Annotated in this window: 11 protein-coding genes and 1 tRNA gene; 6 read left to right on the top strand and 6 right to left on the bottom strand. The window is 60.9% G+C overall.

What is annotated here, in order from left to right; translation table 11 throughout:
- Positions 1-19: 19 nt before the first annotated feature.
- Positions 20-862 carry an SPOR domain-containing protein gene (locus ACFWHB_RS06050; RefSeq protein ID WP_395949667.1) on the bottom strand — a complete coding sequence of 281 codons (843 nt, stop codon included), beginning with the start codon at positions 860-862 and terminating at the stop codon, positions 20-22.
- Between the two features lie 461 nt (positions 863-1323).
- Positions 1324-2208: a LysR family transcriptional regulator gene (locus tag ACFWHB_RS06045; protein WP_395949666.1), complete on the bottom strand. Its 885-nt coding sequence runs from the start codon at positions 2206-2208 to the stop codon at positions 1324-1326.
- 207 nt (positions 2209-2415) lie between these two features.
- Here ACFWHB_RS06045 and ACFWHB_RS06040 point away from each other — a divergent pair, with 207 nt between their 5' ends.
- The 4 genes from ACFWHB_RS06040 to ACFWHB_RS06025 all read left to right on the top strand — a co-directional run bounded on the left by ACFWHB_RS06040 (position 2416) and on the right by ACFWHB_RS06025 (position 7546).
- Entirely contained in the window at positions 2416-3552 is a 1137-nt protein-coding gene (locus ACFWHB_RS06040) for an alpha/beta hydrolase (RefSeq protein WP_289983891.1), read from the top strand.
- A gap of 100 nt (positions 3553-3652) precedes the next feature.
- Positions 3653-5158, top strand: a complete 1506-nt coding sequence (locus ACFWHB_RS06035) for a cyclophilin-like fold protein (RefSeq protein ID WP_395949665.1) — start codon at positions 3653-3655, stop codon at positions 5156-5158.
- 32 nt (positions 5159-5190) lie between these two features.
- Positions 5191-6384 carry an MFS transporter gene (locus tag ACFWHB_RS06030; RefSeq protein WP_392415520.1) on the top strand — a complete coding sequence of 398 codons (1194 nt, stop codon included), beginning with the start codon at positions 5191-5193 and terminating at the stop codon, positions 6382-6384.
- 100 nt (positions 6385-6484) lie between these two features.
- A complete protein-coding gene (locus ACFWHB_RS06025) occupies positions 6485-7546 on the top strand; it encodes an NAD(P)-dependent alcohol dehydrogenase (RefSeq protein WP_395949664.1) in 1062 nt (353 codons plus the stop codon).
- A 483-nt stretch (positions 7547-8029) separates the two neighbouring features.
- Here the strand turns inward: ACFWHB_RS06025 and ACFWHB_RS06020 are convergent.
- Positions 8030-8119, bottom strand: a tRNA-Ser gene (locus ACFWHB_RS06020).
- Between the two features lie 373 nt (positions 8120-8492).
- On the opposite strand from ACFWHB_RS06020, the gene ACFWHB_RS06015 reads away from it, so the two are divergent.
- Positions 8493-9410: a L,D-transpeptidase family protein gene (locus ACFWHB_RS06015; protein ID WP_106886166.1), complete on the top strand. Its 918-nt coding sequence runs from the start codon at positions 8493-8495 to the stop codon at positions 9408-9410.
- A gap of 19 nt (positions 9411-9429) precedes the next feature.
- The gene (locus tag ACFWHB_RS06010; RefSeq protein WP_395949663.1) at positions 9430-10428 is read left to right on the top strand and encodes a DUF481 domain-containing protein; all 999 of its coding nucleotides are present in this window, start codon (positions 9430-9432) and stop codon (positions 10426-10428) included.
- A gap of 63 nt (positions 10429-10491) precedes the next feature.
- On the opposite strand, the gene ACFWHB_RS06005 is transcribed toward ACFWHB_RS06010, so the two are convergent.
- The 3 genes from ACFWHB_RS06005 to ACFWHB_RS05995 all read right to left on the bottom strand — a co-directional run bounded on the left by ACFWHB_RS06005 (position 10492) and on the right by ACFWHB_RS05995 (position 13047).
- A complete protein-coding gene (locus ACFWHB_RS06005; RefSeq protein ID WP_111910006.1) occupies positions 10492-11214 on the bottom strand; it encodes a MaoC family dehydratase in 723 nt (240 codons plus the stop codon).
- Positions 11215-11466: 252 nt separating this feature from the next.
- The gene (gene rlmF / locus ACFWHB_RS06000) at positions 11467-12408 is read right to left on the bottom strand and encodes a 23S rRNA (adenine(1618)-N(6))-methyltransferase RlmF (protein ID WP_395949662.1); all 942 of its coding nucleotides are present in this window, start codon (positions 12406-12408) and stop codon (positions 11467-11469) included.
- A 150-nt stretch (positions 12409-12558) separates the two neighbouring features.
- Positions 12559-13047 carry a C40 family peptidase gene (locus ACFWHB_RS05995; RefSeq protein WP_025327795.1) on the bottom strand — a complete coding sequence of 163 codons (489 nt, stop codon included), beginning with the start codon at positions 13045-13047 and terminating at the stop codon, positions 12559-12561.
- Positions 13048-13247 lie beyond the last annotated feature (200 nt).

Raw genomic sequence — 13247 nt, 5'->3', positions numbered from 1 at the left:
CGTCATCCAGGCAGCAGGGCTACTGCTGCAATTCGCGCTTCACCTGGGCGAATGACTTGGGCCAGGGATCCGCCTTCTGCAGGGCTGGCGACAGCGTGCGAATGGCCGCCTGGGCCTGGCTCATGCCGGCATACTCCCCCTTCAGCACCACGAACCAGGGGCTGCCGTTGAACCGGGTCTGATAGACCCACACCTGGCCAGCGAGCCGGTTGGCGAGCACAAACTGCTCTATGGCCGCCAGGCTGCGGGACCCCATCAGTTGAACGCTGAGGTGGTTGCCATTCTTCTGTTGCAGGACCTTGGCCGGCGTCAGACTCACCTTGCCGGGTGCCGTGGCTTGCGCCTTGGCCGCAGGCTTTATCTCGGGCTTGCTCTCAGACGTGGGCGCCGGTTTGGCAGCGGGCTTGGGCCCAGGCTCGGAGGGGACGGGATCCTTGGCCGCAGGCTGAGGCGCTGCTGGGGGGAGGCTCGCCGGTATCCCCATGGGCGGCTGATGGACCGCCTTCTCTTGCGCCGCTATCTCTTGCTGCGCTGTGGAGGCGGCCGCGCTCGGCTCGCCCATCATGGGGGTGACTGTCACCCCGGCGGTCATCCCCTCCCCTTTCTCTCCATCAGCCCCGGCCGTCAGCGCCGGCAGGGGGAAGCTCGCCTCATCCCCCTGGCGGGCGGTTGCCGCGGCGCCGCTCGTCCGGGATTGGAGCGAGGAGGCTTCTGCTGGCGCGGAGGCCGTCTCGGGCGCGCTTTGTCGAGCCGGGCTCACATAGCTCAACATCAGCAAGCAGAGGGCGCCAGCCGCCAGACCTATCCCTATCTGGCGAATGAGAGAGGCGGGGTTGCACTTGGGCAGATGGCATTCGGTCATATGTCCTCCTGGACGGCATGAGAATGGGGGGCCGCCGGTGCGGCAGAAAGAGATCATGGGACCGGCATGGGGACGGCCGCTCGTCGCGGCAGAAAAGGGACGTCGTCCGTGAGAGCAAGCCCGAGTCAGGATGTCACCCCATGCCGCCGTCCCTCAGCGTCTTGGCGGGCTTGAAGAGAAACGGGCAGGGCTCAACCTTCAGCCACCTCGCTTGCCATTCGTTGCCTCCCATCGACGCCGAGCACCATACCGGGGTAGCGCTGAACTTGGCCTGAATCCTGCGCCTATCCAGGGGCCTTGCCCCTGACCAGGAGTTTGTTTCCTCTGGTATTTGTCCAAAAACGCCCTGATGGGCGATGTCGCCATCAGCGCCCGTGCCCGAGTCCATCCTGCGAGCAGGGTTGAGGCATCATGGCGTTCACCCTGTCGGCGCCATATGCCAAGGCATCTGGCTTCTCTCCTCACAGTTTCAGCGTGTCGATGAGGGCTCTCAAGGCGGGCGACACGTTGCGATGGGGGTAGTAAAGATAGAGGCCATCCAGGCGGTGGCTGAACCGCTGCAACACCCGGATCAGGGTTCCGCGCACCAGTTCATCGGCGACCAGCTCCTCAGGGACATAGGCCAATCCCAACCCCATTCTTGCTGCCGCCGCTTCCATGTAGCTGTCGGAGAAGACCCACTGTCCCTGGGGCCTATGCTTGACCAGTTTGCCCTCCTGCCACAGCTCCCACTGATAGAGGCTGCCATCGGCAAACTGATAGGCAATGCAGGGATGCACCGCCAGCTCGGCCAGTGTCTGCGGAAAGCCGTATTGCAGAAAATGATCCGGCGTCGCCACCATCACCATCTCCATATCAGGGGTAATGCGCACGGCCACCATCCCCTCGCCCACCTCGCCGCCCAGTCGCACACCGGCATCGAAGCGCTCGTCGATGATGTTCACGAAGCGGCTTTCGCTGATGAGCTCCAGTCGAATGTCAGGATAACGCTGTCTGAAGATGGCCAGCTTGGGCAACAGCACCTTGTCGATGGCGTGCTGACTGGCGTTGATCCTCACAGTGCCGGAAGGGATGTCGCGAAAATGGGCTAGGTTGGCGAGCCCAGCATCCAGGGACTGAAAGCCGCTTTGTGCCGTGCGGTATAACTGCTCGCCAGCCTGGGTCAGTGACAGGCTGCGGGTGGTGCGCACCAGCAGTTGCACCCCGAGCCTGGCCTCGAGATCCCGGATGGTGCGGCTGATCCCGGACTGGGCTAGCCCCAGCCTGGCAGCCGCCCGGGTAAAGCTGCCTTCCCGGGCAACCAGCATGAAGACGTGGAGATCGTTGTAATTCTCGCGGCTTGTCATCTTGTTCCACCCACATTTTTCAGCCAGCCAGAGTTTGTTCAACGTCCATTGGACGCCCTAATTAAGAACAAAAGCGCATCAATGTTATCAAAAAACCCGATCTAATCATCATCAATAGTTCTAACTAGAATGCAGCTCATGGTTCACAACACCATCAAGCCCCCCTCAGGACCACGAATCAGAAATCCGATTTCAAGGAGCTATACCATGAATGTTATCCCCAAGAAGCTGACCGCTATCGCGTCTGCCCTGCTGCTGGGCGCCGCATTGACCGGAGTCTCCACCATGAGCCATGCCCAAACTGCCAATCCCACTGAACCCGTCTCCATGGTGACCCAATGGGACAAGACCTTTGCCCAGAGCGACAAAGTCGAGCATCGCAAGGTGACCTTCAAGAACCGTTATGGCATCACCCTGGTCGCTGACCTCTATCTGCCGAAGAACCGGGGAAACGCCAAGCTGGCGGCCATTGCCCTGGGCGGTCCCTTTGGCGCGGTGAAGGAGCAGTCGAGCGGTCTCTATGCCCAAACCCTGGCCGAGCGCGGGTTCGTCACTCTGGCGTTTGACCCCTCCTACACCGGCGAAAGCGGCGGCCAACCCCGCGATGTGGCCTCACCCGACATCAACACCGAAGATTTCAGTGCCGCCGTCGATTTCCTTGGCCTGCAAGGGGAGGTGGACCGTACCCGGATCGGTCTGCTGGGGATCTGCGGCTGGGGTGGTATGGCCCTCAATGCCGCCGCCGCCGATACTCGCGTCAAAGCCGTGGCGACCAGCGTGATGTATGACATGAGTCGAGCCATGGGGCATGGGGTGGGCGATGGCAAGGATCGTTACACCACTGCCGATCGCCGCGCCATATTGAAACACCTGAACGAACAACGCTGGCAAGACGCAGAAAGTGGCTCTTTTGCCCATAGCAATCACGATCTCTATGTCGATCAGAAGGGTAAGGTCACGGCAGCCAGCCGGACCCTGCCAGAGGCACTGCCGGACAATCCGCATCCGGTCCTCAAGGAGTTCTTCGATTACTACCGTGTCCCGCGCGGCTTCCACTCTCGCTCGGTGAACTCTAACGGAGCCTGGACCACCACCATGCCGCTGTCGTTTATGAATATGCCGCTGTTGAGCTATGCCAGCGAGATCACGATTCCTACGCTTGTCGTCACCGGCGAGAACGCCCACTCGCGCTACTTTGCCGAAGATGCCTTCAAGGCCGTGGGAAGTCAGCAAAAAGAACTGGTCGTGGTACCGGGCGCCAACCATGTGGATCTCTACGATAACGTGGCAGGCAAGATCCCCTTTGGTCAGTTTGAGCAGTTCTTCAAGACCAACCTGAAGTAAAGACCAAGCACGCGGCGGGCCATACCGCCGCGCGTTTTCCATCGGATGCGGTGTCACATGACGTGTCTGCTGCACGAAAGCTGATGTCGGGAGATCGGCAATGACCACTAAAACACGCACCATACTGCCGGCCTTGCTGTTGATCGCGGCGGCACTGGCCGCCTCGGCCATGCTCTTTATCGGGCAACCGCAGATGGGGGCCATCCCTTCAGGCGCACGCCTTGATGCCATCACCCGCTCACCCCATTACCGAGGCGGTGAATTTCAGAATCTAGAGCCCACACCTGTACTGACCGGTGACAGCAGTACCCTCTCGATCATCCTGTCGGGGTGGCTGAATCCTGCCAAAGATCTGACTCCCACCACCCTCCTCATTGCCGTCAAGACCGACCTTCACCGTCTCGACCGCCATGCGGATCTGGTGATCTGGCTCGGACACTCCTCCTATTACGTCCAGTTGGCGGGCAAGCGCATCCTGATTGATCCCGTCTTTAGTGACAATGCTGCCCCCCTGCCCTATGCCAATAAAGCTTTTGCAGGCAGTAATCCGTATAGCGCCGGGGATTTCCCCGACATTGACTACCTGCTGATCACCCACGATCACTGGGATCATCTCGACTACCCAACCCTGAAGACACTGCTGCCCAGGGTCAAGGCGGTAGTCAGCGGACTCGGTGTCGGCGCTCATCTGGAGCGCTTTGGCTACCCACAGGCCCGCATCCATGAGGCGGATTGGAACAGCACCCTGCAACTGGATCCCGAACTGACCATCCATCTCTTGCCTGCACGTCATTACTCCGGGCGATTGTTTAAGAAGAATCAGACGCTCTGGGTCGCCTTCGCCCTTAAGAGTGTCCGGCAAACCCTGTTCTTCAGCGGTGACAGCGGCTACGGTCGCCACTTTGCCGATATCGGCCGGCGCCTGGGGCCAATCGACCTGGCCGTGCTGGACATGGGGCAATACGACCCGCGCTGGCCACTGATCCACATGACACCGGAGGAAGCTGCCAAGGCAGCAGAGGATCTGCAAGCCCGTGCCCTGATGCCGGCTCATTTGGGCAAATTTGCCCTGGCCAACCACCCCTGGATGGCGCCGCTGGATCGGATCAGCCTTGCCAGCGACGGCAAGCCCTATCGCTTGCTGACACCACGAATCGGCCAGCCCCTCGCCATGGCTAGCCTCCCCGACACCACGGCCTGGTGGCAGCAGGAGTTCGCTCAAAACGTCACCCTCAGCCTCAACGGACAAGACAACATGCGCATCAAGATGACCATCAATGGCCGCACCGCCGTGGCGACGCTCGACGATACGCCGAGCGCCCGGGACTTTTTCTCCCTGCTCCCCCTGACCCTGGCACTGGAGGAGTACGCGCAGACGGAAAAAATTGCCTACCTGCCGCGCAAGCTGACGACTCAGGCGGCGCCAGAGGGGATAGACCCGCAAGTCGGAGACATCGCTTACTACGCACCCTGGGGCAATCTGGCGATCTACTACCGGGACTTCGGTTACTCGAGCGGCCTAATCCGACTGGGACGCCTTGCATCGGGTCTGGATGCCTTGACCGCCCAGCCTTCGGGCACCCTCACCATTGAAGCCGTCAAATGACGCACCTCCATCCTTCAATATCAGGTCGTAAAATGAAGACTCATCATGCCGCTGTCGAATCCCTCCCCGCAGTACAAGAACATTGGGGGGCCGTGGGGGCCATGTCCCTCTGCGTGACTCTGCTGATCGCCGCCGAGTTTATGCCGGTCAGCCTGCTGACCCCGATCGCCCGCGATCTCGGTGCCAGCGATGGCCAGGCGGGCCTTGCCATCTCCATCTCGGGTCTCTTCGCCGTCGTCGCCAGCCTGCTGGTCACCCGGGTCTGCGCCCACCATGAGCGGCGTCATGTGCTGATGGTATTGGCACTGGTGATGCTGCTCTCCCTGATCCTGATCGCGCTAAGCCCCAACTTTGCGCTGCTGATGCTGGCCCGGGCCCTGCTGGGCGTGGTGGTCGGTGGATTCTGGGCACTGGCCACCGCCACCATCATGAGGCTGGTGTCCCCCGACTCGGTGCCTAGGGCCCTCGGCCTCATGTACACCGGCAATGCCGTCGCCACCGCCTTTGCCGCTCCGCTCGGCAGTTATCTGGGTGGCATCATCGGCTGGCGGGGCGTGTTCTGGCTGCTTACACCGCTGGTGGTGCTGAACCTGCTGTGGATGGCCGTCAGCCTGCCCTCGATGCAAAGCGATCGCCGCGTGGCACAAGTGCTGGGGCTGCTGAAACGGCCCAATGTGGCGATGGCCATGCTCGGCGTCATGCTCACCTTTGCTGGCGCCTTCTGTGCGTTTACCTACTTCCGACCGTTTCTGGAGACGCGTACCCAAACCAGCCTGCCGGAACTCTCCTCCCTGCTGCTGGCACTGGGAATGGCCGGATTCGTGGGCACCACTGTGGCCAGCGCCACCCTGCATCGTCACCTCTATCGGCTGCTGCGATGGCTGCCCCTGATGCTTGCACTCATCACCCTTGGCCTGCTCGCCATGCAGCACTCCTTCTGGGGCGTCGCGCTGATGCTGACCCTGTGGGGTGCCATCAATGCCGCCATTCCGGTTGCCTGGTCAGCCTGGATAGCCCGGGGGATCCACGATGCCCCCGAGAGTGGCGGCGGCCTCATCGTTGCCGCCATCCAGCTCTCCATCATGCTGGGGGCCGGCATCGGTGGCTGGCTGCTCGATCACTACACCATAGGCGCCACCTTGATTGGCAGCGCCGCCCTGTTGATGGTGGCCACGCTGGTGGTCGGCAGCGGCAAGCGGCTCCATCCCTCCCAGGTGAACGGATGATGCTCCGATCCCGTGACTCAACCCGCTCAAGACGCCGTGCAGCCCCTGCGTTGCACAGAGATACCCCGGCAACTGTTGCCACCCCATCGGAGAGAACACCATGATTAAATCCGTCAACGCGTATGCGGCCGCCTCGGCCACGGCACCGCTGGCACCTCATCCCATCACTCGCCGACTGCCACGCCCCGATGATGTGGAGATCGACATTCTTTACTGCGGCGTCTGCCATTCGGATCTGCACACCGCCCGCAATGACTGGGGCTGGACCCGCTATCCCATAGTGCCGGGCCATGAAATCATCGGCCGGGTGGTTGCCATCGGCAGCCAGGTCAGCAGATTCAAGGTTGGCGACCGGGTCGGGGTCGGCTGCATGGTGGACGCCTGCGGTCATTGCGAGGCGTGCGAAGAGGGCCATGAGCAACACTGCAGCGAGACAGCAACCTACACCTACGGCGCCCCCGACCGTATCGATGGCAGCCTGACCCAAGGCGGTTATTCCGAGAAGGTCGTGGTCAAGGAGGGATTCGTCGTGCACATTCCCGATAACCTCGCCTTGCAGGGGGCGGCGCCGCTGCTGTGCGCCGGCATCACGACCTGGTCACCCCTGAAAAACGCCGACATCGGCCCCGGCAGCCGGGTCGCCGTCGTGGGACTCGGCGGTCTCGGCCATATGGCCATCAAGCTGGCCAAGGCGATGGGTGCCGAAGTGACGCTGTTTACCCGCTCGCCCGGCAAGGAAGAGGATGCCCATCGGCTCGGCGCCGACAAGGTCGTTATCTCGACCGATGCCGCCCAGATGGCTCAGGTTGCGGGTCACTTCCACCTCATCGTCGATACCGTGCCCTATGTGCACGATCTCAATGCCTACATTTCCACCCTGCGTTTCAAGGGGTCTCTGGTGCTGGTGGGTTATCTTGGCCCGCTCGAACCGGCCCTGGACAGCATGCCCATGGTGATCGGCGGCAAGGCGGTAGCGGCCTCCATGATTGGTGGTATGGCTGCGACTCAGGAGATGCTCGATTTCTGTGGCCAACACGACATAGTGTCGGATGTGGAAGTGATTGCCATGCAAGATATCAACGATGCCTATGAACGGATGCTCAAAAGCGATGTGAAGTACCGCTTCGTCATCGACATGGCCTCCCTCAAGGTGGAAGTCTGACAATCCCGGGCGGCCTCCCGAGGTGGCGGCCGCTCGGGTCTTCGCACATGAGAAGAAGAGCGCACAGTCACACAGTGGCGATCGCCGTGAAGCCATGATCTGCACAGTCATGGCATCTCTGATATTCAAGGGGCCTGGAGCAGGCCCCCATCGCATGCCGATGCCCTGGCGCGCCGCAGTGCAACCGGTTTGATCGAATGCCTACAGCCGGGTCATGGTCGATGACTCGATTTTTTCAGCCGCCTTGCGGCTGTTTTTTTGCCGCTTGCCGATGGCAAAGGGGCAGCCCTCTGGTGAGTGAGGGTGCGCTGGCGATGAAGATATGTGGATTTCACAGAACCGAGTACGGCAGTATGCGCCGGTATTACCACCACTTCCTCGCGGGTGTCATGCCTCAGGCTCAATGCCATGCACTATGGCCGCGCACCATAAACAGCACATAAACAAAAAACCCAACCTGTTTGACAAGTTGGGTTTGGTAAATGGCGGAGAGACAGGGATTCGAACCCTGGGTGGCATTGCTGCCACAATTGATTTCGAGTCAATCCCGTTCGGCCACTCCGGCATCTCTCCGCGGGCCCTCATATTGACCCAACCCGAGTCGGGAAATCAACGTAAATCTCGTTGCAGATCAGACGACTGGCTATTAAACCGTCAGCCTGTGCCGACTCCCCCTCCCCTTGCCAGGCCCAGGCCTGCTTGCCGACGTGCGGCGCCAAGGTGTCAGACATGGTCTCAGGGCCGACCACCCCGGCACCGACTCAGGCTTATCCGCCTTTCCCCGACAAACCGGGGGCTGAGGGCCGAGAATCCCCCTCGACATGCCTCAATCCGGCCCGGGAGAAGGGTGGTCCGGCGCTGGTAATCCCCGGTCGATTGGTTGACAATCTCCGCTCATTTTTGGGGAGGGAAGCGCTTCCCTCGAGAACTGCCGATAGGAAACACCATGCACAATACCCGTATCGTCTCACTGCTGCTGGCCGTTGCCAGCCTCTGGACCACGCCGGCCTGGTCGAAAACCTATCCGCTTCCGCCAGCGGACAGCCGTCTCATCGGTGAGCTGGAAGACTACATAGTCCAACCTGGCGATCATCTGGAGCTGGTTGGCAAACATACCCAGATTGGCTTTTTGGCGCTGCTCGAGGCAAATCCGGGGGTAGATCCCTATTTGCCCACCCCAGGCACCCGGCTGACCCTGCCGACCCAGATGCTGCTGCCCGATGTGCCGCGGGAGGGCATCGTCATCAATCTGCCGGAGCTGCGCCTCTATTACTTCCCCAAGGACAAGGCGGAGGTGATGGTGCTACCCATCGGCATAGGTGACATAGGCCGCGAGACCCCTGAGATGACCACCACAGTCATCGCGAAGAATCCGAACCCGACCTGGGTACCCGGCCCCATGGTGCGCAAGTCCTGGCTGGAGCAAAAGGGCATAGACCTGCCGGCCGTGGTGCCCCCGGGCCCGGACAATCCCCTCGGCAAGTTCGCCATGCGCCTGGGCTATGGCAACAAGGACTACCTCATTCACGGCACCAACAAGGAGTTCGGGGTCGGTCTGCGGGTCAGCGCGGGCTGCATCCGGCTGCGCCCGGACGACATAGAGACCTTGTTCAGCCTGGTACCTGTCGGTACCCGGGTACAGGTGATCAACCAGCCGGTCAAGACGGCGTTGGAGCCGGACGGTCGCCGCTGGCTGGAGGTGCACTCCCCCCTCTCCCGCACCGAGGAGGAGATGTCCGAGGGTGCCCCGCTGGTGCTCTCCCCCGAGGTCGAGCAGTTCATCGCGGCCCCCGAGATAGATGGCTCCCGGGTGACGGCCCTGCTCGACGACAAGAACGGGCTGCCCCGCCCCATCAGCGGCTAAGACTCTCCCGGAGATCACCATGACGAGATGCGGCCTTCCCCTGCTGGCGCTCCTGTTGACCCTGCTGCCGGGCTCAGCGGCGTTGGCGGACATACTATGGATGCAGAACGGCGATCGCCTGACCGGCACCATAGAAGAGATCACGGACGATCAGATCCGCATCAAGCCATCCTATAGCAAGGCCCTGACAGTCCAGCGCCATGCCATCAAGCGCTGGCGCCTGGACAAACAGGAGAAACCCAAGCCGCTGACCAAGACGGGGATCCCCTTGCTGGACTCCCCTGACGAAGTGAATGCCTGGCTCCTGACCGGTACCAGCGACCTGAACATCAAGCTCAAGGAGAACACCAAGAAGACCAACAACGTCAACCTCAAGGTCTCCACCGAGCTGGCCAATCTGGACTGGCGTTACAGCCTGGATGGCGAATATATCTACGAGACGGCGAACAACATCACCGACAGCCACGAATACAAGCTCAAGCCCAAGCTCGACTTCTTCTTCGACGACCACTGGTTCCTGAGCTCCTCCATCGACATCGACTACAACCTGATCGAGGCCGGATACCTTGAAATAGACTATGCCTCCGGCCCCGGCTACCGCTTCTGGAATGACAATCGACGCCGTCTGGAGCTTATTAGCCAGCTGGGTCTGGAGCGGGCCTACTTCACCCCTGATGTGTGGAGCAACTCGGATCTGTTCGACGAGCGGATCATCAACTACCCCTTCCTCAGCCTAGGGTGGGACTATCGCCAGCCCCTCGAGCTGTGGCAGGAGAAGTTTGAACTCTTCAGCAAGGGGCGCTATGAGAAGTTCATCGACCAGCCCTCACCCTATCTGACCAGACGGCAGTCCATCAGCGGCAGCCTGGGGCTTCGTTACTATTTCAACGATCACCTGCGCCTCTCCTGGTCGAGCGAGCTGGATTGGGACGACGCCTGGCTCGATTATCAGGACGCAAGAACCAGCCTGAGCGAGAAGGAGTGGCGCCATATCATCACCCTGGGCGCCAGCTTCTAGGGACCCGGAAACGACACAGGCCCACCGAAGTGGGCCTGTGTGTATCGCCGTGAGGGACGGGCGTCAGAAATAGATACGGGTGACCGACTCGATGACGCAGCCAGGGCGGCGGATCCCCTCGATCTCTATCTTGATCTCCTTGAGCAGCTCGAGCCCACCCTTGATGGGGGTCACTCTGGACAGCTTGGTACGGGCGCGGATGTTGCTGTCCACCTTGATGGGATACGGGAAGCGAACCTGCTCCAGACCGAAGTTCACTACCATGCGGGCGCTCGGGAATTCCGGCGTCGCCTCGTCCACCGAGCCGGTGAGCTGGGGCAGCAGGGCCAGAGTCAGGAAACCGTGGGCAATGGTGGTCTTGAACGGCGACTCGGCCGCCGCACGCTCGGGATCGGTGTGGATCCACTGATGGTCCCCGGTCACCGCCGCGAACTGATCGATCAACCCCTGGCTTATCTGCAACCACTCACCCACATGGGTCTCTTCCCCGATCCGGGCCTGCAGCTCGGCGTAGAGGGTGGCGGCTTCGCCACTCAGCTCCACCGCATTCTCTTCGATCAGGGTCGGCTGGCTGTTGACCGCCTGAGCCTGGGATGCGCGCTGCTGCCGCACCTGCGACTGCTCCGCCTGGAGATCCAGCACCCGTCCCAGCAAAGGGTGAAGATGTGCCTTTTGCTGAAACTCACGCCAGTAGTCACGGATCGCCGGAGAGAGCCAATCCTTGAGCTCAAAGGGGTGCTGCGCCAGGATTTCGCGCTTGTGCTTCAGAAAATCGACAACTTTCATGTACCGATCCCTATTCGATTCAAAGCCTGTAAAGAGGTCTAACCAGTCCCATTTTATGAAAGTTTCACAGGTAAGTACAAAAAAATCTCGGCGTACAACTGTACCGGGGATGAAAGTGGTCACTAACACGCAGGGAATAACGGGCAGGAACAAAGCAGAAAAACGATTGCAGTGACGGCTCCTGGACGGAAACCGTCAAGGCAGGAAAAGGAGGCTATCTGGGGTGTTTTTGCTCTCAACACCCCCTTTCACTCAGCGGCCGGGGGCAGACCACCAGGCGGTGCGGCTCGCCTCGTCCAGGAAGCTCCAGGCCAGGATCCGGCTCACCTTGTTGCCCTGCGCCATGTCGATCACCCTGACATCCTGAGCCCCCACCCGAGCCAGCGCCTTTCGTGCGGCAGGCAGATTCTCTTTTTTCGACACCAGCGAGCTGAACCAGAGGCACTGGCCTGAAAACTCCTTGCTCTGCTCTATCATGCCGGCCAGAAACGCCGCCTCGCCGCCCTCGCACCAGAGCTCCGCCTTCTGTCCGCCGAAGTTGAGCACTGGAGCCCCCGTCAGCGCCTTGCCGAGGTTGCGCAGCTTGCGCTCAGTCCCCTTGCTCGCCTCCGCCAGAGAGGCGTGGAACGGCGGGTTGCACAGGGTCAGGGCGAAGCGCTCCTTCGGCCCCAGGACGCCGCGAAAGATCTGCTTGGGGTTGTCCTGATGGCGGCACGCTATCTGGCTGCCCAGGCCATTGCTCGCCGCCAGCAGGGTCGCTGCCTTGACCGACACAGGGTCGATATCCGATCCCACGAAGCGCCAGCCATACTCACGGGCCCCCAGCAGGGGATAGATGCAGTTTGCCCCGACACCTATGTCCAGCACCCGCACCCCCTTGCCCTTTGGCACCTCCCCCGCACTCTCGGCCAGCAGATCCGCCACCCGATGCAGATAATCGACCCGGCCCGGAATGGGAGGACAGAGGTAGCCCGGCGGCAGATCCCAGTGCTGGATGCCGTAGTGCAACGCCAGCAGGGCCCGGTTAAGCGCCTTGACGGCGGCCGGATCGGCGAAATCCAGAGTCCGGGTGCCATGCTCGTTGACGAACACGAAGGGCAGCAGCTCGGGAGTACGCTGACAGAGGGCGTCAAAATCGTAAGGGGTCTGGTGGCGATTGCGCGGGTGCAATCCGGATTTGTGCTGGGTCTTCATGCTGGGCCTGCCGAGGATCGAGGGGCCACACTATAGAGAGTCGGTCAGGGAAAGTCTAAACGAGAGCCATAAAAAACCGGGCTTCGAGGAGCCCGGTTCAAGTGAGGTTGGAAAAACAGTCCGTACTGCGAGCCGTTTGTCCAGCCTGACTCAGATCTCGATCCGGCGTGCCTGCCAGAACTTGCTGCGCCAATAGGAGTTGTCTAGCTTGGAGCGGGTCACCCCGGCGCGGGTGGAGGCGTGGATGAATTCACCGTTGCCGACATAGATGCCCACATGATTGAGGCGGCGGTTGATCTTGAAGAAGACCAGATCCCCTTCCACCAGATCCTGCTTGGAAACGCGGGTGCCTTCATGAACCTGGGAGCGGGTATCGCGGGGCAATTCGATGCCGACGGCATTGCGGAACACTTCACGGGCGAAGGCGGAGCAATCTATGCCTCGCTGGCTGCTGCCCCCCATGCGGTAAGGGACACCACGCCACTCTTTGTATACGGTCAGGATTTCGTTGACATCTGGTGTGGGTGAAACTTCAGGTTCAATCACGGGTTCCATCATGGAAACCTCGATCTTGCTCGCGACCTCGGTCTGGGGTGCAGAAGCACAACCCACCATTCCGAGCGCGACCAGCAGTAGCATCAGGTGGCGCAATCCTTTATCCCCGCAAATAGAGTGAAACTTGTTAAAATGCAGCCCGACAGGGCAATTTATAAGGCAACAGCACCCGACTATATCCAAGAATTCTATCGAGGCAAGCGAAAATCCCTATCGACCTCACATTTTTGCAAGGAAATGCACTGTTTTGCATGATTAATGTGATCATGGCCAAACAATATACA

Origin of the sequence: Aeromonas mytilicola subsp. aquatica (assembly GCF_044336385.1) — a bacterium.
GTDB classification, from domain to species: Bacteria; Pseudomonadota; Gammaproteobacteria; order Enterobacterales; family Aeromonadaceae; genus Aeromonas; species Aeromonas rivipollensis.
Note: the sequence above shows the minus strand (reverse complement) of the source record. Positions and strands in the feature narration are given on the sequence as shown.